The sequence below is a fragment of the Azospirillum agricola genome, assembly GCF_020005195.1.
GTDB classification, from domain to species: domain Bacteria; phylum Pseudomonadota; class Alphaproteobacteria; order Azospirillales; family Azospirillaceae; genus Azospirillum; species Azospirillum agricola.
The window spans coordinates 563,858-585,235 of the sequence record NZ_JAIFZR010000005.1 but is presented as its reverse complement, the minus strand read 5'-3'; the positions used below and the strand labels follow the sequence as shown (position 1 = coordinate 585,235).

Here is a 21,378-nt window from a genome sequence, read left to right as displayed (position 1 = left end):
ACGGGCGGGTTCGCTGAACCCGGCTCCGTTCACCCGAAGGAATCCACCGCGTGGCCGAAGGCTCCACCAAGGTCGTGCTCGCCGCGCTGGGCGGCAACATGGCGATCGCGTTCACCAAATTCATCGCCAGCGCCTTCACCGGCAGCGCCGCCATGTTCAGCGAGGCCATCCATTCGGTGGTCGACAGCGGCAACCAGGTGCTGCTGCTCTACGGCATCCGCCGGGCGCGCCGGCCGCCGACCCCGCAGCACCCCTTCGGCCATGGCCGCGAGGTCTATTTCTGGTCCTTCGTGGTCGCCGTGCTGCTGTTCGGCATCGGCGCCGGGCTGTCGCTGTACGACGGCTGGCACGCGCTGACCCACCCGACCCCGGTCGAGACGCCCTGGATCAACTTCCTGGTGCTCGGCATCGCCACGGTCTTCGAGGCGGCGTCCTGGTGGGTGGCGCTGCGCGAGTTCCGCCGCACCCAGGGCAACCAGGGCATCCTGTCGGCCGTCCACCGCTCCAAGAACCCGTCGGTCTTCGTCGTGCTGTTCGAGGACACGGCGGCGCTGATCGGGCTGCTGCTGGCCGGGATCGGGCTGGCGCTGGGCGAGATCACCGGCGACCCGGCGTGGGACGCCTGGGCGTCGATGGCGATCGGGTTCGTGCTGGCGGTGGTGGCGGCGATGCTGGCCTACGAATCGAAGGGGCTGCTGATCGGCGAATCGGCCGACCGCCGCGTCGTCGAGGGCATCCGCGCCATCGTCGGCGAGGAGACGCGGGTCAAGCGCCCGCTCGACGTGCTGACCATGCACATGGGCCCCGACGACGTGCTGCTGAACCTGTCGGTCGAGTTCCAGGACAGCCTGAACGCCCGCGAGGTCGAGGACGCGGTCTGCGCGATGGAGACGCGCATCCGCCACCGCTTCCCGCAGGTCCGCCGCATCTTCGTCGAGGCCGAATCGCTGCGCGCCCGCCGCGACCGCGAGGCGGCCCGGCCGAATCCGGAGGCGTCAAATCCGGAGATGCCGAAGCCGGAGGCGCGGCCGGGATGAGCTTCGACTCGATTCGGCACCCGATCCGGGTCGGCGTCGCCGGCTGGGGCATTCCCAAGCTGTCGGCCCACGCCTTCCCCGTGGACGGCTCGCATCTGGAGCGCACCGCCCGCGTGCTGCCGATGACCGAGGTGAACAGCAGCTTCTACCGCCCGCACAAGCCGGACACCTGGGCGCGCTGGGCGGCCGCGACCCCGCCGGGCTTCCGCTTCGCCGTGAAGATCCCCAAGGCGATCACCCACGAGGCACGGCTGGCCGGCGCCGGGGAAGCGCTCGACCGCTTTCTCGGCGAGGCCGGGCGGCTCGGCGACCGGCTGGGACCGCTGCTGGTCCAGCTTCCGCCCAGCCTCGGTTTCGACCCGGCGGTGGCCGACGGTTTCTTCGCGGGCCTGCGCGCCCGCTTCGACGGCGAGGTGGTGTGCGAGCCGCGCCACGCCGGGTGGTTCACGAGGGAGGCCGAGGGGCTGCTGGTTGCCCACCGCGTCGCGCGGGTTGCCGCCGATCCGGCGCCGGTCGAGGGCGCCGCGGAGCCGGGCGGCTGGGATGGCCTGCGCTACTGGCGGCTGCATGGCTCGCCGGTGATGTACCGCTCGGCCTACGAGCCGGCGGCGCTCGACGGTCTGGCGGACCGGCTGCTGGCGGAATCGGCCGAGCGGCCGGTCTGGTGCGTCTTCGACAACACCGCCGATTTCCACGCGGTGGACGACGCGCTGGCGCTGCTGGACAGGATCGGGGACGCGCCGGCCCCCGTGCCCCCACCCTGACCCTCCCCCGCCGGGCGGGGGGCAGGGTGGGGGCGTGCGGCCGGATTCCACCCCCTCCGCTTACGCCGTTCGGCCTCCTCCGAGCGTGACCGGGACAGCGGTGGGTTGCAGCGCTATCCTTCCCCGTTCGAACGAGTAAAGAATGGGGCGTCGGCGCGATGGAGTTTGTGTTGCTGGTGCTGGTGGTCGGCGTCGTCTTCCACCGCATCGACCGCCGGCTGAAGGCGCAGGCGCGGGAAATCGACGAATTGCGGCGAGCGGTGGCGCGGCTGGGCGGCGGGCCGCTGCCCGACTCTCCGCCGGCCGATCCTATCGTCATCGCCAGCGAGGACGTGCCGCCGGAGCCCGCCCCGGTCTTCGCCGACGAAGCCCCGCCGGACCGTCCGGACGAAGCGGACGCCACATACGCCCCGGAGCCCGCGCCGGGCCGCTCGCGCTGGCGCGAACTGGAGGAATCGCTGGCCTCGCGCTGGCTGATCTGGCTGGGCGGCGCCACCATGGCGCTGGCCGCCGCCTTCTTCATCAAGCTGTCGGTCGAGCATGGCTGGCTCGGGCCGTCGGTGCGCGTGGCGCTCGGGCTTCTCGCCGGGGCGGGGCTGATGGTCGGTGGCGAATGGCTGCGGCGGCGGCCGGAGCAGCGGCGGGTCGCGGCGGCCGGGCCGGACTATGTGCCGCCCGCCCTGACGGCGGCCGGCCTGTTCGCCGCCTTCGCCAGCGTCTATGGCGGCTTCGCGCTGTTCGACCTGTTCGCTCCGCTGGTCGCCTTCGCGCTGCTGGCGGCGCTGTCGCTGGTCGGCATCGGGCTGTCGCTGCTCCAGGGGCCGTTCATCGCGGCGCTCGGACTGCTCGCCGGCTTCGTCACGCCGCTGCTGGTGTCCTCGGACAACCCGATGGCCTGGGGGCTGTTCGCCTATCTGCTGGCGCTCAACGGCGCCGGCATGGCGGTGGTGCTGTACCGTGGCTGGCGCTGGCTCGGCTGGGGCATGCTGGCGGGGGCGGCGTTGTGGCCGCTGCTGTGGTTCGCCGACCCCTGGACGCGGGGCGATGCCCTGCCGGTCGGGCTGTATCTGCTGCTGACCGCCGGGCTGTTCCTGATGCCGGCGGTGCTCGGCCGATGGAGCGACGTGGAGCCGGAGGCCGCCGCCGATTCCGTTCCCCTCACCGGCTGGCGCGCCGCCCTGCCGTCCTGGCTGCGCCGCCGCCGCCGTCATCCCGCCGACCGGCTGGCGATGACCGCGATGTGGCTGCTCGGCCTGCTGATCGCCGGGCTGTTCTGGCTGGACGACCACGGGCCGCTGTCGCTGGCGGCGCTCGGGCTGTTCGCCCTGCTGGCGCTGGTCGCCGGGCGACGGGTCGAGCGGCTGGCCGGCATCGCCTGGACCGCCGCGCTGGTCGTGCTGCTGGCGCTGGCGCCCTGGGCGCTGCCCTATCTGCCGGCCCCGCCGCCCGAGCTGAACGCCGAGGGGCAGCCGGTCGTCACCGCCGTGCCGGACCTCGTGCCAATCATCGTCGAGCGCTTCCTCTGGGTGTCCGGCGGCTTCGCCGCGCTGTTCGGCCTCGGTGGCTTCATCGCCCTGTGGGAGGCGCGCCGCACCGCGCTGTGGGCCTCGCTGTCGGCGCTGATGCCGCTGGCGCTGCTGGCGCTGGCCTACGCGCTGGTCGAGCCGCCCACCACCTCGGTGGCGTGGCCGGCGGCGGCCCTGGCGCTGGCGGCGCTGCTGGTCGGGGCGACGACCCCGCTGGCCCGCCACCGCCACCGGCCGGGCGCGACGCTCGGGCTGGCCGCCTTCGCGGCGGGGGCGGTCGGTGCCCTGTCGCTCGGCGCCACCATGACGTTGCGCGAGGCGTGGCTGACGGTGGCGCTCGCCCTTCAGGTGCCGGTGCTGGCCTGGCTGGAGCGGCAGTTGAACGTCCGCGAGCTGCGCGGCGTCGCCCTGCTGGTGGCGGTCGCCGTGCTGGCGCGGCTGGCGGTGAACCCCTACGTCCTCGATTACGAGGGGATGGCCTGGATCTTCTATGGCTACGGGCTGCCGGCGCTGGGCTTCCTGATCGCCGCGCGCTGGATGCGGGCGGCGCCGGACGGGCGGGGCGACGATCCGGTGGTGATGGTGCTGGAAGCCGGCGGGCTGATCTTCACCACCCTGATGGTCTCGCTCGCCATCCACCGCTGGATGGCGCCCAGCCTCGACGAGGTGCCCTCGACCCTGGCGGAGACGGCGCTGCACACGCTGTCCTGGCTCGGGCTGGCGCTGCTGCTCGCCGCCGACCGGCGCTGGAGCGCGCGGCCGGTCGCCGTCTGGGGCCGGCGCCTGCTGGTGGCGCTGGCGGCGGCGCAGGTGGTGGGGGTGCAGGTGCTCGAGCTCAACCCGCTGTGGACCGACGAGCCGGTCGGCAACTGGCCGGTGGTCAACCGGCTGCTGCTGGCCTACGGCGCGCCGGGGCTGCTGGGGCTGGCGTTCCTGTGGCTCGACCCGCCGCCCTGGCCGCGCCTGCGGCAGTTGGCGCCGCTGCTGCCCTTCGCCCTGCTCGCGCTGAATCTGGCGCTGGAGATCCGCCGCGCCTTCCAGGGGCCGGTTCTGTCCGGCTACGGGATGTCGGACGCGGAGTGGTACAGCTATTCGGCGGGATTCCTGGTCTTCGCCGTGCTGCTGCTGGTGGTGGCGCTGCGCTTCGGCTGGGGCTGGATGCGGCACGCCGGTCTGGCGCTGGTGCTGGCGGTGGTCGCCAAGGTGTTCCTCAGCGACATGGAGGATCTGGAAGGGCTCTACCGCGTCGCCTCCTTCCTCGGGCTCGGCGTCAGCCTGATCGGCATCGGCTATCTCTACCAGCGGGTGCTGCTGCCGTCGGCGCGGGCGTCGGAAAACGGACCGTCCGTGTAGCGAACGGACGCATTGACAGGCCGCTGTCCGCCGCGCTCCCATCCGGGTGGGCATGAGAACCCGGCCCGGAGAGAGGAGCACCCGCGATGACGCCGATCCGCGACGCCTACCCCATCGACCCCGACGGCGAGGCCGGCTTCACCGTCGAGGCCGCCCGCATGAAGTTCGGCCCCGGCATGCTGGCCGAGCTGGGCGGCGACGCCGAGCAACTCGGCATGCGGCGCGTCGCCCTGTTCACCGACCCGCGCGTGGCGGCGACGGCGCCCTTCGGCATGGCGCTCGACTCGCTGAAGCGGGCCGGGCTCGACGTGATCGTTTTCGACCGTTGCCGGGTGGAGCCGACCAGCGCCTCCTTCCTCGACGCGGCCGATTTCGCGCGGGAGGGGGGTTTCGACGGCTACGTCTCCATCGGCGGCGGCTCGGTGATCGACACGGCGAAGGCGGCCAACCTCTACGCCAGCCACCCGGCCGATTTCCTCGCCTACGTCAACAAGCCGCTGGGCGAGGGGCGGCCGGTGCCCGGCCCGGTCAAGCCGCACATCGCCTGTCCGACGACCTGCGGCACCGGCAGCGAGACCACCGGTGTCGCCATCTTCGACCATGTCGAGAAGCAGGTGAAGACCGGCATCTCCTCGCGCTTCCTGCGGCCGACGCTGGCGGTGGTCGACCCGCGCACCATCGACAGCCTGCCGCCGGGCGCCATCGCCGCCACCGGCTTCGACGTGCTGACCCACGCCATCGAGAGCCACACGGCGCGGCCCTACCGCTCGCGCCCCCGGCCGGAGAATTCCGCCGCGCGGCCGCCCTACCAGGGGGCGAATCCCTGGTCGGACATCGGCAGCCTCCAGGCGATCCGGCTCGGCGGGACGTGGCTGGAGCGGGCGGTCAACGATCCGGACGATTCGGAGGCGCGCGACGCGCTGATGTTCGCGGCGACGCTGGCGGGCCTTGCCTTCGGCAACGCCGGGGTCCACATCCCGCACGCCATGTCCTATTCGGTGGCCGGGATGAACCACAGCTTCACCGCGACCGGCTACGAGGCGGTCGATCCGATGGTGCCGCACGGCGTCTCGGTGGTGCTGAACGCGCCGGCCGCCTTCCGCTTCACCGGCCCGGCGGCGCCCGAGGCGCATCTGCGCGCGGCGGAGGCGCTGGGGGCGGATGTGCGGGGCGCAGGGCCGCAGGATGGCGGCGAGCTGCTGGCGAGCCGGCTGATCGCGATGATGCGGGCGACCGGCCTGCCGAACGGGCTGTCGGCGCTGGGCTACGGCGAGGCCGACATTCCGGGGCTGGTGCGGGGGGCGGCGGCGCAGCAGCGCCTGCTGACCATCGCCCCGCGCCCGGTGTCGGAGGACGATTTGCGTGGGCTGTACGCGGCGGCGATGCGGTACTGGTGAGGGGGAACGCCCTCTCCCGACCCGGGGAGAGAGAGGGGACCCGCGAAGCGGGGAGGGTGAGGGGCTGTCGGGACATGGATTGACGCTCCACGCCCGATAGCCCCTCACCCGGCCCGGCGGGCCACCCTCTCCCGGGGTGGGAGAGGGATTTTTCAGAACTGCTCGTCGCCGAGCGCCAGAACGGTGTTGCGGGCGCTGGCGATGGTCGGCAGCAGGGCCGGGGCCGTCGCCAGGATCTGCTCGGCGTAGAAGCGCGCGACGACCAGCTTGGTCTCCAGGAAGGACGCGTTGGCGCCGGGGCGCTTCAGCCCCTCCATCGCCTTGGCGGCCGAGCGCGCCAGCATCCAGCCGCCGGCCACCGTCCCCCACAGCTTCAGATAGGCCACGGCGCCGGCCGCGGCACCACGGGCGTCGCCCTCGGCCTGGGCGCCGACGATCCAGTCCACCGCCTTGTCGAGCGCGTCGAGCCCGGCCGTCAGCTCGGCGCGGATCACCGCGAGGTCGTCGCCGGGTGCGCTTTCCAGCTCCGCCGCCGTCGCCCGCATCTCGGCGATGAAGGCCTTGGCCGCCGCCCCCTTGTCGCGCCCGGTCTTGCGGAAGGCGAGGTCGTTGGCGTGGATGCCGTTGGTGCCCTCGTAGATCGGGGTGATGCGGGCGTCGCGGTAATGCTGGGCGGCGCCCGTCTCCTCGATGAAGCCCATGCCGCCATGGATCTGCACGCCGGTCGAGGCGACGTCGCAGCCGATGTCGGTCGACCAGGCCTTGACGATCGGGGTCAGCACGTCGACCCGCGCCGCCGCCGCCGCGCGGACATCGGCGTCCTCGTGATGGCGGGCGGTGTCGAGCTGGGTGCCGGCGTAGAGCGCCAGCGCGCGGGCGGCCTCGGTCTTGGCGCGCATGTCCAGCAGCATGCGGCGCACGTCCGGATGCTTGATGATGGCGACCGCCGCGCCCTTGGCGTCGGCGACGTCCTTGCTCTGCACGCGGGCCTTGGCGTAGTCGCGGGCCTGCTGGTAGGCGCGCTCCGCCACCGCGACGCCCTGGATGCCGACGCCGAGCCGGGCGTTGTTCATCATCGTGAACATGTACTCGATGCCACGGTTCTCCTGGCCGACCAGGAAACCGATGGCCCCGCCGTCGTCGCCATAGGCCATGACGGCGGTCGGGCTGGCCATGATGCCGAGCTTGTGCTCCAGGCTGGCGCAGCGCAGGTCGTTGCGGGCGCCGGGGGTGCCGTCGGCGTTGGGCAGGAATTTCGGCACGATGAACAGGCTGATGCCCTTGATGCCGGCCGGCGCGTCGGGCAGGCGGGCGAGCACCAGATGGACGATGTTCTCCGTCAGGTCATGCTCGCCGTAGGTGATGAAGATTTTCTGGCCGGTGATGCGGTAGGTCCCGTCGTCGGCCCGCACCGCGCGGGTGCGCACGGCGGCGAGGTCGGAACCGGCCTGCGGCTCGGTCAGGTTCATCGTCCCGGTCCATTCGCCCGAGATCATCCTCGACAGGTAGACCGCCTTCTGCTCGTCGCTGGCGTGCTCGGTCAGCAGGTCCACGGCGCCCTGGGTCAGCAGCGGGCACAGGCCGAAGGACAGGTTGGCCGCCTGCCACATCTCGTTCACCGCGAAGGCCACCGTCCAGGGCAGGCCCTGCCCGCCGTAGTCCGGCTCGAAGGGCAGGCTGTTCCAGCCGGCCTCGGTGAACTGGCCGTAGGCCTCCTTCCAGCCGGTCGGCGTGCGGACGACGCCGTTCTCCAGCTTCGAGCCCTGCTTGTCCCCGACCGGGTTGAGCGGGGCGAGCACGCCGGAGGCGAACTTCCCGGCCTCCTCCAGGATGGCGTCGACCAGATCGGGGGCCGCCGATTCGCAATCGGGCAAGGCTGCGACGGCGTCGAGGCCGACCACCTCGTTGAGGACGAAGCGCAGATCGTCGACCGGAGCGGTGTAGGAACTCATGGTGGAACGGACCTCCCGGGGGCGTGTTTGGTGCCTGTCGGCTTTGGTTGACGCTTACGTCACCATACACCATCGAATGGTGCATGGCGAGAGAACGCGGTGCCGCGCGTCCTTCCTTCGCCGGCTGTTCCGTCGAAGGCTAAGCCGGGGGCCGTTCCACCGCAAGGGACCCTGCGGGCATGGGGCTCCGTCGAATTGGCATGGCTGATGCATTGAGCATGGCGTCTCAGCACGAGGACCGCCCCCATGAGCTTCGCGTCCGCCCTTGGCCTTTCCAGCGACACCGCCCAACAGGCCGCCCAGCAGGCGAAATCCGCCGCTCGTGGCGGGGCGGCGGCCAATGTCGAGGCCGCCGTGCGCAACGCGAGCGCGAAGACGGGGGTCGATTTTTCCTACCTCATGGAAAAAGCTGCCGTGGAGAGCGGCTACCGCACGGACGTAAAGTCCAGCTCCTCCTCGGCGACCGGGCTGTACCAGTTCATCGACAGCACCTGGCTGCAAACGATGAAGGAGCATGGCGCCGACCATGGGCTGGGCCGCTACGCCAACGCCATCCAGACCCGGGGCGACGGCCGCCCCTACGTCGCCGACGCCGACATGAAGAAGGAAATCCTGGACCTGCGCAAGGATCCCTCCGTCTCGGCGCTGATGGCGGCGGAATACACCCGCGACAACAAGGAGTATCTGGAGGACACGGTGAAGGGGAACATCGGCTCCACCGAACTCTACATGGCGCATTTCCTCGGGGCCGGCGGCGCTTCGAAGTTCCTGAACGCCATGCAGGACAACCCCAGCCGCACCGCCCGCGACGTCTTTCCCGAGGCGGCGGCGGCCAACAAGAACGTCTTCTACGACAAGGCCACCGGCAAGGCGAAGTCGCTGAAGGAGATCTACGACAAGTTCGCCACCAAATTCTCGGAGAACCCGCTGGCGAGCTTCGCTCCGGGGCAGGTGGCGACCGACGCGGTGCGCAGGCAGGACATGCCCGACGGCTTCACCACCCAGGTGCCGATGCCGCCGTCCAAGTCGCTGAACGGGACGCCGCTGTCGATCTATCAGGTGCTGGCGCTGAACGCGCTGGAGACGCCGGACGAGGTCGACAGCATCAACGGCCGCGAGACCCGTCCGCGCGACAAGGAGAACCGCAAGATGCGCGAGGAGCCGGTGCGCACCGACCAGGCCGGCGACTCCGGCGTCGGCTTCGGGCTGGGCCTCGGGCTGGGCCGGATCGTCGGGTCGGAATCGGCGACCACGGCGGCCAACACCGTCACTTCGGCCGCCACGGCGGCGACCGCTGCCACCACCACGGCGGCCGCTGCGGCTGCCACCACCGTCACCCCCGAAACCAAGGCCGCCGCCTGATTCAGCCCTTCCCGGCGGCCTCCTGCTCCGCCTTCCACTTGGTCATGAAGGCGCGGAAGGCCTCGTCCATCTCCGCCCACACCCGCTGGACGATCGGATCGGCGCCGACCGCCCCGGCGTAGCGGCTCAGCTTCGGGTAGTCTTTCAGCGTCTCGTCGCCGAACTTTGCCAGCATCTTGCCGTAAAAGAGCCAGGGCACCAGCACGCAGTCGGCCAGCGACAGGCCGTCGCGCGCCGCGTAGCCGTCGGGCCGCAGGAACTGCTCCAGCGCCGCCAGTCCCTTGGCCAGCCCGGAGCGTTCCGCCGCCTCGTCGATCGTGAAGCCCGGGTCGGACTTGGCCCGCAGCAGCGGGAACAGGGTGGCGCAGTAGAGATCGACGGTGCGCACGATCAGCCGAACGCGGGCGCGCTCCTGCGGGGCGGCGCCGAGCAGCGACGGGGTGGGGTGCAGATCCTCCAGATACTCGCAGATCAGCAGGCTTTCCGGCAGGATGAAGCCGTCATGCTCCAGCACCGGCATCTTGCCGATCGGGTTCATCGCCAGGAAATCCGGCGTGCCGAGCGCCACCGGACGCAGTTCGAGGTCGAGGCCCTTGGCGTAGCCCTGCATCCGCACGCGGGCGACGTAGGGGGAGCCGGCGGACCCGTGAAGCACCATCATGATCGGTCACTCGCAACGATTGGGATGTGACGCTCCTCTACACCATCGAAGCGGCGCGGAGCAGCCGCCCGATTGCGGAACAGGTTCCATGGGGCGGATTCCTTGACCCGGTGGCAGGGGCCGCCTACTTTGACCCTTTGATCCCCCTTTACCATCGTTGTCGAGCACCCATGGCCGTCCTTCCGATCCTCGTCGCCCCGCACCCGGTCCTCAAGCAGAAGGCGAAGCCGGTCGCGGTCGTCGATGCGCGCATCGCCAAGCTGATGGACGACATGGTCGAGACCATGTATGCCGCCAAGGGCATCGGGCTCGCCGCACCGCAGATCGGCCGGTCGGAGCGGGTCATCGTCGTCGACGTGCACGAGAAGGGCGAGACGCCCAACCCGATCCGCCTCGCCAACCCGGAGATCGTCTGGTCGTCGGAGGAGAAGGGGATCTGCGAGGAGGGCTGCCTGTCGGTGCCCGAACAGTACGCCGAGGTCACCCGACCGCTGGCGGTGCGCGTGCGCTACCTCGACGAGAAGAACGAGCCGCGCGAGATCGAGGCCGACGGCATGCTGGCGACCTGCCTCCAGCACGAGATCGACCATCTGAACGGGGTGCTGTTCGTCGACTACCTGTCGCTGCTCAAGCGCAACATGATCCTGCGCAAGGTGCAGAAGCAGCAGAAGGCGAGCGCCTGATCCCGCCATGACTGCCCCGCTCCGTCTCGTCTTCATGGGCACGCCGGACTTCGCCGTGCCCAGCCTCGCCGCGCTGATCGGGGCGGGTCACGCCGTGGTCTGCGTCTACAGCCAGCCGCCGCGCCCGGCCGGGCGCGGGCAGCAGGTGCAGACATCCCCCGTCCACCGCTTCGCCGAGGAGCACGGCATCCCGGTGCGCACGCCCAAGAGCCTGCGCAACGCCGAGGCCCAGGCCGAGTTCGCCGCGCTCGACGCCGACGCGGCGGTGGTCGCCGCCTATGGGTTGATCCTGCCGCAGCCGGTCCTCGACGCGCCGCGCCTGGGTTGCGTCAACGTCCATGGCTCGCTGCTGCCGCGCTGGCGCGGGGCGGCGCCGATCCAGCGCTCGATCCTGGCGGGCGACGCCGAGACCGGAATCACCATCATGCAGATGGACGTCGGGCTCGACACCGGCGCCATGCTGTCGAAGGAGGCCGTCGCGATCACGCCGGCGACCACCGCCAGCAGCCTGCACGACGAACTGGCCGCGCTCGGCGCCCGCATGATCGTCCCGGCGCTGGCCGGGCTGGCGGCCGGGACGCTGACCGCCGAGCCGCAGCCGGAGGACGGCGTGACCTACGCCGCCAAGCTGACGCGCGAGGACGGGCGGCTCGACTGGACGCGGGACGCGGCTTACGTGGAACGGCAGGTGCGGGCGCTGACCCCCTGGCCGGGCTGCTGGTTCGACGTCGAGGGCGAGCGCGGGACCGAGCGCATCAAGGTGCTCGCCGCCGAACTGGTCCCGGACGCCTCCGGTGCGCCGGGGATCCTGCTCGACGACCGGCTGACGGTGGCCTGCGCGGAGGGCGCCTTGCGGCTGACCCGCGTGCAGCGGCCGGGCAAGGCGCCGGTCGACGGCGCCGCCTTCCTGCGCGGCTTCGCGCTTTCCGTGGGTGGCCCCGTGGGCGGGATTGTCGGCGCATGCAACGCTGGAAGCTGACGGTCGAGTATGACGGCCGGCCCTTCGTCGGCTGGCAGCGGCAGGACAACGGCCCCTCGGTGCAGCAGCACCTTGAGGAGGCGGTGCGGCGCCTGTCCGGCGAGACCGTGCGTGTCCATGGCTCCGGCCGCACCGACGCCGGGGTGCACGCGCTGGGGCAGGTCTGCCATTTCGACCTGGAGAAGAGCTTCACCGGGCTGAAGCTGCGCGACGCGCTGAACTTCCACCTGAAGCCGGAGCCGATCGCCGTGGTCGAGGTCGAGCCGGCGGCCGAGGATTTCCACGCGCGGCTGACCTCCATCGGGCGGTCCTACGTCTACCGCATCGTCAACCGGCGGGCGCCGCTGGCGCTCGACGCCGGGCGGGCGTGGCACGTCACCCGGCCACTGAACGCCGAGGCGATGCACGAGGCGGCGCAGGTGCTGGTCGGCGCGCACGACTTCACCAGCTTCCGCGCCTCGCTCTGCCAGGCCAAGTCGCCGCTGAAGACGCTCGACCGGCTCGACGTCGAGCGGTCGGGCGACGAGATCCGCGTCCACGCCGCCGCGCGCTCCTTCCTGCACCACCAGGTGCGCAACATGGTCGGCACGCTGGAGCTGGTGGGGACGGGCAAATGGACGGCCGCCGACCTGCGCCGCGCGCTCGACGCCCGCGACCGCGCCAAGGCCGGGCCGACGGCGCCGCCGGACGGGCTGTATTTCGTCTCCGCGCGCTATTGAGCGGGTGTTCTTGGTTTTTGACACAGATGAACACAGATAGACACAGATGAACGGGGATGGGCGGTTGCTTGCTCTGTGCGGCGTTTCTGTGGATCGATATTGAGGATTATTATACCCAGGGATTAAAAGGGAAGATCATATATCTGTATTTTTTCATCCGTGTCTATCTGTGTTCTCTGTGTCAAGAATTAAGTCCTGCTGATCGCGCCCAATCGTCAAACCGGCGGCAACTTCCCAGCCGCACCGTTTGCCGCTACCCTGACCGTCCCGCCACGTCCGGGACGCTCCGTGCCGCGCATCCTCCTCCTGTTGGCCGCTTCGCTTCTGCTGCTGTCCGGGTGCGGCATCGACGCCGACCAGGATCTGCTGTGCCGCAAGCTGATCCCGGCCTTCGAGTCCGATCCCATCACCGACGCCTGGACGCGGATGGACGCCGAGGACCGGCGCATCGTCCGCGTCGATTACCAGACCGCCGGAGTGGTCCACTGGATCGCCTGCCGCTTCGCCGGCACCGCGACGGAGGCCGGACGCACCAGCCTGGAGGCGGTCGCCACCGACCGCACCGGCTGGCTGAGCCCGATCCGCTTCGCCATGCTGGAGCAGTGGGTCCGCATCAAGCCTCCCCGCCACGACGCCGCTCCGGCCGCCACCATCGTCCGCTCGCCGCCGACGGCCTGGACGCCGTGGCTGTTCCTGCTGCAACAAATCGTCAACGCGGCGACGGTGGCCTGCGTCTACGGGCTGTTGGCGCTGGGCTACACGCTGGTCTACGCCATCCTGGGCCAGATCAACCTCGCGATGGGCGAGCTGACCATGGTCGGCGCCATGCTGACCGCGATGGCCGCCGCCGGGCTCGGCATGGCCGGCTGGGCGAGCTGGCCGCCGGCGCTGCTGGCAATGCTGGTGCTGGTGATGGGCTTCACCGCCGTGCAGGGCTGGACGATGGACCGGCTGGTGTTCCGCCGGCTGCGCCGGGTCCGCTCGCACACGCCGTTGATCGTCGCGGTCGGTCTGTCGGTCGCCTACCAGGAGGGGGTGCGGCTGCTGCACGGCGCCCGCGACTGGTGGCCGGCGCCGGTCCTCGCCGACCGCCACGACCTGATCGGCGACGGCGCCTTCACGGTGACGGCGCTGTCCTCGCAGCTGGCGATCCTGGCGCTGACCGGCGGTCTCTACGCGCTGCTGTGGGGGATCATGCAGCGGACGCCCTTCGGCCGGGCGCACCGCGCCTGCACCGACGACGTGGCGGCGGCGGAGCTGATGGGGGTGGACGTCAACCGCACGGTGGCCGTCACCTTCGCCATCGGCGGCGGGCTGGCGGCGGCGGCGGGGGCGGTGATCGCGCTCTATTACGGCGGGGTGAACTTCTTCACCGGCTACCTGATCGGCTTCAAGGCGCTGGCGGCGGCGGTGGTCGGCGGCATCGGCTCGGTGCCCGGCGCGATGCTGGGTGGTGCGCTTCTGGGATTGGTGGAAACCTTCTGGTCGGCGTACTTCGTCATCGCCTACAAGGACATCGTCGCCTTCGGGCTGCTGACCCTGTTCCTGATCTACCGCCCGCAGGGCCTGCTGGGGCAGGCGCGGGGGCGGGGCGACTGAGCCATACCGTCGCAATCTTGCGGGAGCGGCGGCTTGGGGTTCCTATTTGATGGCTCCGTGCATTAGGGTGCCGGCCCCAAGCGACGAGGAAAAGCGATGTCCGACGATCTGAAGTGCCCGCAATGCGGTTCCGAGCATGTCTACCAGGACGGCAGCCTGTGGATCTGCCCGGAGTGCGCCCATGAATGGAATCCGGAGGCCGCCGTGGGCGACGCCGGTGCCGACGCGGCGCAGGGCGTGCGCGACGCCAACGGGAACCCGCTCAGCGACGGCGACAGCGTGACCGTGATCAAGGACCTGAAGGTCAAGGGCTCGTCGCTGGTCGTCAAGGGCGGGACCAAGGTGAAGAACATCCGTCTGGTCGACGGCGCCGACGGTCACAACATCGCCTGCAAGATCGACGGGATCGGCGCGATGAATCTGAAGTCGGAGTTCGTGAAGAAGGCGTGAGGCGCGTCGGCCAAGGTGACGTCGGCCACAACGAAAAGCCCCGGAGGACGCTCGGTCCTCCGGGGCTTTTTCGTCACTTGGCTCAGGCCGAAAAGGCCCTCAGCTCAGCGTGCGCACATCGGCGAGATGGCCGGTCACCGCCGCCGCCACGGCCATCGCCGGGCTGACGAGGTGGGTGCGGCCGCCGCGGCCCTGGCGGCCCTCGAAGTTGCGGTTCGAGGTGGACGCGCTGCGCTCGCCCGGCGCCAGACGGTCGGCGTTCATCGCCAGGCACATCGAGCAGCCCGGCTCGCGCCACTCGAAGCCGGCCTCGACGAACACCTTGTCCAGGCCCTCTTCCTCGGCCTGCTCCTTGACCAGACCGGAGCCCGGAACCACCAGGGCGCGCACGCCCTCGGCGACCTTGCGGCCCTTGGCGAGATCGGCGGCGGCGCGCAGATCCTCGATGCGGCCGTTGGTGCAGGAGCCGATGAACACCGTGTCGACCTTGACCTCGGTCAGCGGCTGGCCGGGCGTCAGGCCCATGTAGGCCAGCGACCGCTCGACGGCGGCGCGCTTGCCGGCGTCGGCGATGTCGGCCGGGTTCGGCACCGTCGCGGTGATCGGCAGCACGTCCTCGGGGCTGGTGCCCCAGGTGACCTGCGGGGCGATCTCGTCGGCGTTCAGCACGACGGTGGCGTCGTACACCGCGCCCTCGTCCGACGGCAGCGTCTTCCAGTAGGCGACGGCCTGCTCGTAGGCGCCGGCCTTCGGCGCGAGCGCGCGGCCCTTGACGTACTCGTAGGTCTTCTCGTCCGGGGCGATCAGGCCGGCGCGGGCGCCGCCCTCGATCGCCATGTTGCAGACGGTCATGCGGCCTTCCATCGACAGGTCGCGGATGGCTTCGCCCGCGAACTCGATGACGTAGCCGGTGCCGCCGGCGGTGCCGATCTTGCCGATGATCGCCAGCACGATGTCCTTGGCGGTCACGCCCGGGTTGAGCTTGCCGTCGACGCGCACCAGCATGTTCTTGGCCGGCTTTTGCAGCAGCGTCTGGGTGGCGAGCACATGCTCGACCTCCGAGGTGCCGATGCCGAAGGCCAGCGCGCCGAAGGCGCCGTGCGTCGCCGTGTGGCTGTCGCCGCAGACGATGGTGGCGCCGGGCAGGGTGAAGCCCTGCTCCGGACCGACGATGTGGACGATGCCCTGGCGGATGTCGTCCATCGGGAAGTAGCGGACGCCGAAGTCGCGGGCGTTCTTGTCCAGCGTCTCCACCTGGATCCGGCTCTCCTCCTCGACGATGCCCTTGGAGCGGTCGGTGGTGGGAACGTTGTGATCGGGGACCGCGAGCGTGGCTTCCGGACGGCGGACTTGACGGCCGGCGACGCGCAGCCCCTCGAACGCCTGCGGGCTGGTCACTTCGTGGACCAGATGGCGGTCGATGTAGAGGATGCAGGTGCCGTCATCCTGGCGGTGCACGACGTGGCTGTCCCAGATCTTGTCGAACAGAGTGCGCGGCTTGGACATCGGAAAAATCTCTCTCGCGGGTACGCTCGGCGCGGAACAAAACGAAGGCCGCACAATAGCGTTGTGTCGCTGTGGGGACAAGCTTGGCAAAGCGTCTTTCGCCGCAAGCCTGTCCCCCGCAATTTTGTGACCTTGAACGCGGCTTGTGAGTGCTGCTTACGGCAGCATCTTGCCGGGGTTCAGCAGGCCATGGGGGTCCAGCGTGGCCTTGACGGCGCGCAGCAGGTCGAACTCCACCGGGCTCTTGATGACCGGCATCTCGTCCTTCTTGAAGCGGCCGACCCCGTGCTCGGCGGAGATCGAGCCGTCGAGCGCGAAGATCACCTCGTTGACGACGTGACAGATCTCGTCCCAGCGGTCGAGATACGCCTTGCTGTCGGCGCCGTCGGGCTGGCTGAGGTTGAAGTGGATGTTGCCGTCGCCGACATGGCCGAAGGGGGTCGGGCGGATGCCGGGGCAGGCGCGCTCCACCGCCGCCTCGGCCCGCTCGATGAACTCGGCGACGCGCGAGACGGGGACGGAGACGTCGTTCTTGATCGAGCCGCCCTCGAACTTCTGCGCCTCGACGATCGCCTCGCGGATGAACCAGAGCTGCTTGGCCTGGCTCTCCGACTGGGCCAGCGTGGCGTCGGTGGCGAGTTCCGCCTCGAACGCCTCGGCGAAGGCGGCCTCGACCGTGTCCTGGAACGTGTCGGTCTTCGTGCCGGCGGTCAGCTCGGTGATGACGTACCAGGGCGACGGCTCCGACAGCGGGTCGATGGTGCCGGCGACGTGCTTGAGGGCGAAGTCCAGGCAGCGGCGCGACATCAGCTCGAAGGCCGACACGGCGTCGCCCGACGCGGCGCGCAGGCGGGCCAGCAGCTCGACGGCGGCGGCCGGGCTCGGCACGGCGACGAAGGCGGTGATCGACTGGCGCGGGCGCGGGAACAGCTTCAGCACGGCGGCGGTGACGATTCCCAGCGTGCCCTCGGCGCCGATGAACAGGTTCTTCAGGTCGTAGCCGGTGTTGTTCTTGCGCAGACGGCGCAGGCCGTTCCACACGCGCCCGTCGGCCAGCACGACCTCCAGCCCGAGCACCAGATCGCGGGTGTTGCCGTAGCGCAGCACGTTGATGCCGCCGGCGTTGGTCGAGATCAGCCCGCCGATCTGCGCCGTGCCCTCCGCCCCCAGGCTGAGCGGGAACAGCCGGTCGGCCTCGGCGGCGGCGCTCTGCACGGTGGTCAGCACGACGCCGGCCTCGACCGTCATCGTGTAGTTCAGCGCGTCGGTCTCGCGGATGCGGTTCATGCGCGACAGGCTGAGCACGATCTCGCGCCCCTCCTCGTAGGGGATCGAGCCGCCGACCAGGCTGGTGTTGCCGCCCTGCGGCACGACGGGGATGCCGGCCTCGGCGCAGATTTTGACGACGGCGGCGACCTCCTCGGTGTTCGCCGGGCGGACGACGGCCGGGCTGTTGCCCTTGAAGCGCCCGCGCCACTCGGAGAGATAGGGCGCCATGTCGGCGGCGTCGGTCAGGATGCCGGACGGGCCGACGATGGCGCGGATCTGGTCGAGGGCGGCCTGGGTGGCGGCGGCGAGGGTCATGGCGCGGGGTCCGGCAGTGAGAAGGCGTCTTGCCCCCTTCTACAATCTCCCGCTTCCCAATTCCATCCGCTAGGGCCGGGGCGCCGCCGCGCGGCGCAGCCGGTCGTTGATGGCGACGCCCAGCCCCTCGTCGGGGATCGGCATCACGGCGATGCGGGCGGCGCCGCTCTGGTCGAGTTGACGCAAGTGGCTGAACAGGTTCGCCGCCGCCTCGTTCAGGTCGCCTTGCAGACTCAGGTTCAGGCGGGTGGCGCCGCCGAACAGGAAACGGTCGGGGCCGAAGGTGAGGAACGCCTCGTCGGACTCCGCCGAATTGGCGTTGAGCCGGACCGACGCGTTGGGCGCGTAATGGCTCTCCAACTGGCCTGGCGATTTCGGCGCCGTCGGGTCGCCGGCCGAGACGCGGACCGGGCCGATCAGCCGCTCCATCTCCTCGGGCAGCACGGCGCCGGGGCGCAGGATCACCGGCTCCGGCCCGGTCAGGTCGATGACCGTCGATTCAAGCCCGACCTGGCACTTGCCGCCGGTGACGACGCCGTCCACCCGCTCGCCCAGGCTCTCCAGCACGTGATGCGGCGTGGTCGGGCTGACGGCGCCGGAGCGGTTGGCGCTGGGCGCGGCGATCGGCCGGCCGGCGGCCTTCAGCAGCGCCTGGGCCAGCGGATGGCCGGGCACGCGGATCGCCACGCTGTCGAGCCCGGCGCTGACCAGCAGCGACAGGGCGGAATTCGCCGGGCGCGGCAGCACCATGGTCAGCGGGCCGGGCCAGAACTGCTGCGCCAGCTCCAGCGCGCGCTCGTCGAACATCGCCCAGCTCTGCGCCGCGGCCAGATCGGGGACATGGGCGATCAGCGGATTGAACTGCGGCCGGCCCTTGGCGGCGAAGATCGCCGCGACGGCGCGGTCGTCGGTGGCGTCGCCGCCCAGCCCATAGACCGTCTCGGTCGGGAAGGCGACCAGCCTGCCGGCGCGCAGCAGCTCGGCCGCGCGGGCGATGCCGGGCGGGGTGGCGGGAATGAGCGCCGGGCGCTTCTCGGCGGGGGAGGGGGCTTCGTCGGTCACGGCGTCTTTCTAGCGGCTGGCCGCGCGGTGTCAATTCGCGCGGTTGCGCCCGTCCCGGCGCAACGCTATGAGGGGGACGGGCTTTTCCAACGACAACATGATGGGTGCGGGCATGGCGGGCAAGGTCTTCACCGTGGCGCAGCAGAAGGGCGGCGCCGGCAAGACCACGCTGGCCGCCCATCTCGCCATCGCCTGGGCGCAGCTCGGCCATTCCGTCGCCACGGTGGACATCGACCCGCAGGGCAGCCTGACCCGCTGGCACGCCGTGCGGACCGAGGCGACCGGCGGCAGGCCCGGCTTCACCCATGTGCAGATCAACGGCTGGCGCACCCAGGCGGAGGTCGAGAAGCTCGCCCGCTCCCACGACATCGTGGTGGTCGACAGCCCGCCGCACGCCCAGACCGAGGCGCGCATCGCCGTGCGCGCCGCCACGCTGGTGGTGGCGCCGGTGCAGCCGAGCCCGATGGATCTGTGGGCGGTCCACCCGACCATCGAGCTGGCCGCGCAGGAGAAGCGCCGCCTGCTGCTGGTGCTCAACCGCGTCCCGCCGCGCGCCCGCATCGCCGACGAGCTGATCGCCAAGGTGCATGAACTGGTCGACCCGCCGGGCGTCGCGCTGGCGGCGGCGCAGGTCGGCAACCGCACCGCCTACGCCGGCACCTTGATGAGCGGCCTGTCGGTGACCGAGGCCGCCCGCAAGTCGCAGGCGTCGGCCGAGATGCAGGCGCTGGCCGAGGAAATCCTGGCGCTGGCCTGAGCGGGCGCCGAAGCGTCTTCCTCGAAGGTTTCCGTCATGCCCGTGCTTGGCACGGGTATCCACGAGCGCGCTTGAAGGTTGTGCGTGGATGCCCGGCTCAAGGCCGGGCATGATGGTTTCCTAAAGGGGCGTCTCAACTGATCCAGAGCTGGAACATCAGCCGCTCGCGCCGGGTCGGCGGCAGGGCGCGGTGGTAGCAGGAGGTGTCCTCCAGGAAGCCGGTGCCGGCCGGCCCCTCCACCACCATCAGCCGGTCGCGGGCGAAGCGGGCGAACACCGCTTCCTCCTGCGCGTTGGCCGAGCCCAGCAGCATGCGCAGCGACTTGCCTCGGTGCGAGCCGCGGATCAGCGCGTGCTCGCCGGCGCCCGGATCGACGTCGGTCAGGTAGAATTGCGCCGAGCAGAAATGGAAGTCGTGGACGTCGAAATGCCAATCGATGGTCTGGCCCAGGCGCCGCCGCTCCTCGTCGGAGACGTCGGTGACGAAGCTCCAGAACAGGCGCGGGATGATCTTGGTCGGGCGGAAGCCGAGGAAGGCCCCGGCGCTCTGCATCAGCACCGGGTCGCGGCAGACCCGGCGGACGGCGGTGCAGTCGAGCGGGTCGGGGACGGTGCCGATGACCACCGGCGTGGTGCCGTCCAGCTTGCCGCCGACCACCTCGTGCCGGTGGAAGAGGCGGTCGGCGCCGCGCATCTTCAGCGGCGAACTCGTGGCGAACTCGACGAGTTCCGCCACCACCGCCGGCGGCAGGTTGAAGCCGAGCGCGATGGAATCCCGCCGCAGGTCGGCGAGCGCCCGTTCCGGCGTGACGCCGGTGAACAGCGAGGTCGGCAGTTGCGGCAAGGGGATCGGTGGTCCGGCGGGCGGGCGTGACGTGGAACGGGGGCTGAGACGGCGCAACGCGCTGTAGCCGCGGCGAACGGTTTCGAAGCGGCCGAGAGCATAGTGAAGCTCACCGGCGACAAGGCGCCGGGCGATGTTCGCGACGTTCATGACATGGTCATCCCTTGCCGGAAGCCGGTGGAGGTTGGGTGGAGCAATCGATGGGATGACCAAGTGTATGCAGGTTTGGAGCAATTCCAAAAAGGCGCTTTGGGCGTACACCGCCACGTCAAGGGATTAGACGTCGGTTCTACCGTTCGGGTTCGGGCTTGATCCCGAGGTTCTTCAGGGCGTGCATCAACTCCAGCACCACGGTGCTGATGTCGGGGAAGGAGAGCGCCACCGCGCGGCGGTCGGGGTCGAGCCGCACGACATGGGCGACCTGCCGCCCGCCCACGCCCGGCGCCTCCGCGCAGCGCAGCTCCAGCCGCAGCCTGGCGCCGAGGGCGTGCGCGAACTCCTCGGGCGAGCGGTCGACCAGCAGCCCGCGCGTGGACCAGTTCAGCGTCGTGAGGCGTTGCCCCTCCACCTCCACCGCCAGCGGCGGGTCGAAATAGCGGAGGGCGCGGCGGCGCTCGACCCCGCCCGGCGGCTTGGGGCCGCTGTCGTGCTGCTCCAGCCTGCGCCTGGCCGCCTCCTTGGTGCGGTCGTCGACGCCGTCCTTGCTGGTCAGCAGGGTGGCCTGGACGCGGCGCTCCACCCCGTGGCGGAACTCGTCGTCGGCGCCGAGTCGCAGCGCCTTGCCGAACTGGTCCTTGGCCTGGGTCAGCAGCGCGTTGCGCCCCTTCTCGTCGCCGGCATGGCCCAGCCGCTCGGCCTGGACCAGCAGCGAATCGACGCTGCGCTGGCAGGCGCCGCGCTGGATCACGCGGGCGGCCTCGCGGAACTCGGCGGCGCGCAGGCTGGGGAATTCCTTGGCCTTCAGCAGCTCGGCCAGGACGGCGGCGAGCGCGTCGATCTGGTCGGGGGCGGCGGTTTCCGCCTCGCGGCGCATGCGGCGGACCAGCTCCTCCGCCTTGCGCAGGAGGGAGTCCTCGATCTTGCGGCGTTGTTCGGCGTCCATCACGGGCATGGCGTGGCCTCCCGTCGTCTGACACCGTCCAG

General features: G+C 70.9%; 18 protein-coding genes. 11 read left to right on the top strand and 7 right to left on the bottom strand.

The window, feature by feature from the left end; genetic code table 11:
• Nucleotides 1-50 precede the first annotated feature (50 nt).
• The 4 genes from JN22_RS17685 to JN22_RS17670 all read left to right on the top strand — a co-directional run bounded on the left by JN22_RS17685 (nt 51) and on the right by JN22_RS17670 (nt 6,077).
• Nucleotides 51-1,037, top strand: a complete 987-nt coding sequence (locus tag JN22_RS17685) for a cation diffusion facilitator family transporter (protein ID WP_085555211.1) — start codon at nt 51-53, stop codon at nt 1,035-1,037.
• On the top strand, nt 1,034-1,801 hold the full coding sequence (locus tag JN22_RS17680; protein WP_085555210.1) for a DUF72 domain-containing protein: 768 nt from the start codon (nt 1,034-1,036) through the stop codon (nt 1,799-1,801). The genes JN22_RS17685 and JN22_RS17680 overlap by 4 nt, the downstream gene beginning before the upstream one ends.
• Before the next feature lie 158 nt (nt 1,802-1,959).
• Nucleotides 1,960-4,680, top strand: coding sequence for a DUF2339 domain-containing protein (locus JN22_RS17675; protein WP_085555209.1), 2,721 nt, complete (start codon nt 1,960-1,962; stop codon nt 4,678-4,680).
• An 86-nt stretch (nt 4,681-4,766) separates the two neighbouring features.
• Nucleotides 4,767-6,077: a hydroxyacid-oxoacid transhydrogenase gene (locus JN22_RS17670; RefSeq protein ID WP_085555208.1), complete on the top strand. Its 1,311-nt coding sequence runs from the start codon at nt 4,767-4,769 to the stop codon at nt 6,075-6,077.
• Nucleotides 6,078-6,229: 152 nt separating this feature from the next.
• On the opposite strand, the gene JN22_RS17665 is transcribed toward JN22_RS17670, so the two are convergent.
• The gene (locus JN22_RS17665; protein WP_085555207.1) at nt 6,230-8,029 is read right to left on the bottom strand and encodes an acyl-CoA dehydrogenase; all 1,800 of its coding nucleotides are present in this window, start codon (nt 8,027-8,029) and stop codon (nt 6,230-6,232) included.
• 246 nt (nt 8,030-8,275) lie between these two features.
• Here JN22_RS17665 and JN22_RS17660 point away from each other — a divergent pair, with 246 nt between their 5' ends.
• Nucleotides 8,276-9,391 (top strand): transglycosylase SLT domain-containing protein, encoded by a 1,116-nt coding sequence (locus JN22_RS17660; RefSeq protein ID WP_085555206.1) that lies wholly within the window; start codon nt 8,276-8,278, stop codon nt 9,389-9,391.
• Between the two features lies 1 nt (nt 9,392).
• Here the strand turns inward: JN22_RS17660 and JN22_RS17655 are convergent, their stop codons facing one another.
• The gene (locus JN22_RS17655) at nt 9,393-10,052 is read right to left on the bottom strand and encodes a glutathione S-transferase family protein (RefSeq protein WP_085555205.1); all 660 of its coding nucleotides are present in this window, start codon (nt 10,050-10,052) and stop codon (nt 9,393-9,395) included.
• A gap of 170 nt (nt 10,053-10,222) precedes the next feature.
• Between JN22_RS17655 and def the strand changes: the two genes are divergently transcribed.
• The 5 genes from def (at nt 10,223) to JN22_RS17630 (ending at nt 14,482) form a co-directional block, all read left to right on the top strand.
• A complete protein-coding gene (def, locus tag JN22_RS17650) occupies nt 10,223-10,735 on the top strand; it encodes a peptide deformylase (protein WP_085555204.1) in 513 nt (170 codons plus the stop codon).
• Between the two features lie 7 nt (nt 10,736-10,742).
• The gene (gene fmt, locus JN22_RS17645) at nt 10,743-11,714 is read left to right on the top strand and encodes a methionyl-tRNA formyltransferase (protein ID WP_085555203.1); all 972 of its coding nucleotides are present in this window, start codon (nt 10,743-10,745) and stop codon (nt 11,712-11,714) included.
• Entirely contained in the window at nt 11,696-12,433 is a 738-nt protein-coding gene (gene truA / locus JN22_RS17640; RefSeq protein WP_085555202.1) for a tRNA pseudouridine(38-40) synthase TruA, read from the top strand. Before fmt ends, truA begins: the two co-directional genes overlap by 19 nt.
• 288 nt (nt 12,434-12,721) lie before the next feature.
• Nucleotides 12,722-14,032, top strand: a complete 1,311-nt coding sequence (locus JN22_RS17635; protein WP_085555201.1) for a branched-chain amino acid ABC transporter permease — start codon at nt 12,722-12,724, stop codon at nt 14,030-14,032.
• 96 nt (nt 14,033-14,128) lie between these two features.
• A complete protein-coding gene (locus JN22_RS17630; RefSeq protein WP_085555200.1) occupies nt 14,129-14,482 on the top strand; it encodes a zinc ribbon domain-containing protein YjdM in 354 nt (117 codons plus the stop codon).
• 99 nt (nt 14,483-14,581) lie between these two features.
• Here JN22_RS17630 and leuC read toward each other — a convergent pair whose 3' ends face one another.
• The 3 genes from leuC to JN22_RS17615 form a co-directional block, all read right to left on the bottom strand.
• Complete coding sequence (gene leuC, locus JN22_RS17625; protein ID WP_085555199.1) at nt 14,582-15,988, bottom strand: 3-isopropylmalate dehydratase large subunit; 1,407 nt, start codon at nt 15,986-15,988, stop codon at nt 14,582-14,584.
• A 156-nt stretch (nt 15,989-16,144) separates the two neighbouring features.
• Nucleotides 16,145-17,572: an FAD-binding oxidoreductase gene (locus JN22_RS17620; protein ID WP_085555198.1), complete on the bottom strand. Its 1,428-nt coding sequence runs from the start codon at nt 17,570-17,572 to the stop codon at nt 16,145-16,147.
• Nucleotides 17,573-17,641: 69 nt separating this feature from the next.
• A complete protein-coding gene (locus JN22_RS17615; protein ID WP_085555197.1) occupies nt 17,642-18,634 on the bottom strand; it encodes an L-threonylcarbamoyladenylate synthase in 993 nt (330 codons plus the stop codon).
• Between the two features lie 112 nt (nt 18,635-18,746).
• Here JN22_RS17615 and parA point away from each other — a divergent pair, with 112 nt between their 5' ends.
• The gene (gene parA, locus JN22_RS17610) at nt 18,747-19,391 is read left to right on the top strand and encodes a ParA family partition ATPase (protein ID WP_085557216.1); all 645 of its coding nucleotides are present in this window, start codon (nt 18,747-18,749) and stop codon (nt 19,389-19,391) included.
• 133 nt (nt 19,392-19,524) lie between these two features.
• Here the strand turns inward: parA and JN22_RS17605 are convergent, their stop codons facing one another.
• Complete coding sequence (locus JN22_RS17605; RefSeq protein WP_085555196.1) at nt 19,525-20,385, bottom strand: phytanoyl-CoA dioxygenase family protein; 861 nt, start codon at nt 20,383-20,385, stop codon at nt 19,525-19,527.
• 139 nt (nt 20,386-20,524) lie between these two features.
• Nucleotides 20,525-21,346 (bottom strand): hypothetical protein, encoded by an 822-nt coding sequence (locus JN22_RS17600; RefSeq protein ID WP_085555195.1) that lies wholly within the window; start codon nt 21,344-21,346, stop codon nt 20,525-20,527.
• Between the last annotated feature and the right edge of the window lie 32 nt (nt 21,347-21,378).

Bases quoted from the DNA above. Each gene is read 5' to 3' on its own strand.
- parA (WP_085557216.1), top strand. From the start codon at position 18,747: ATGGCGGGCAAGGTCTTCACCGTGGCGCAGCAGAAGGGCGGCGCCGGC.
- JN22_RS17660 (WP_085555206.1), top strand. From the start codon at position 8,276: ATGAGCTTCGCGTCCGCCCTTGGCCTTTCCAGCGACACCGCCCAACAG.
- JN22_RS17675 (WP_085555209.1), top strand. From the start codon at position 1,960: ATGGAGTTTGTGTTGCTGGTGCTGGTGGTCGGCGTCGTCTTCCACCGC.
- fmt (WP_085555203.1), top strand. From the start codon at position 10,743: ATGACTGCCCCGCTCCGTCTCGTCTTCATGGGCACGCCGGACTTCGCC.
- JN22_RS17670 (WP_085555208.1), top strand. From the start codon at position 4,767: ATGACGCCGATCCGCGACGCCTACCCCATCGACCCCGACGGCGAGGCC.
- JN22_RS17630 (WP_085555200.1), top strand. From the start codon at position 14,129: ATGTCCGACGATCTGAAGTGCCCGCAATGCGGTTCCGAGCATGTCTAC.
- JN22_RS17680 (WP_085555210.1), top strand. From the start codon at position 1,034: ATGAGCTTCGACTCGATTCGGCACCCGATCCGGGTCGGCGTCGCCGGC.
- truA (WP_085555202.1), top strand. From the start codon at position 11,696: ATGCAACGCTGGAAGCTGACGGTCGAGTATGACGGCCGGCCCTTCGTC.
- JN22_RS17655 (WP_085555205.1), bottom strand. From the start codon at position 10,052: ATGATGGTGCTTCACGGGTCCGCCGGCTCCCCCTACGTCGCCCGCGTG.
- JN22_RS17605 (WP_085555196.1), bottom strand. From the start codon at position 20,385: ATGAACGTCGCGAACATCGCCCGGCGCCTTGTCGCCGGTGAGCTTCAC.
- JN22_RS17620 (WP_085555198.1), bottom strand. From the start codon at position 17,572: ATGACCCTCGCCGCCGCCACCCAGGCCGCCCTCGACCAGATCCGCGCC.
- JN22_RS17600 (WP_085555195.1), bottom strand. From the start codon at position 21,346: ATGCCCGTGATGGACGCCGAACAACGCCGCAAGATCGAGGACTCCCTC.
- leuC (WP_085555199.1), bottom strand. From the start codon at position 15,988: ATGTCCAAGCCGCGCACTCTGTTCGACAAGATCTGGGACAGCCACGTC.
- JN22_RS17665 (WP_085555207.1), bottom strand. From the start codon at position 8,029: ATGAGTTCCTACACCGCTCCGGTCGACGATCTGCGCTTCGTCCTCAAC.
- def (WP_085555204.1), top strand. From the start codon at position 10,223: ATGGCCGTCCTTCCGATCCTCGTCGCCCCGCACCCGGTCCTCAAGCAG.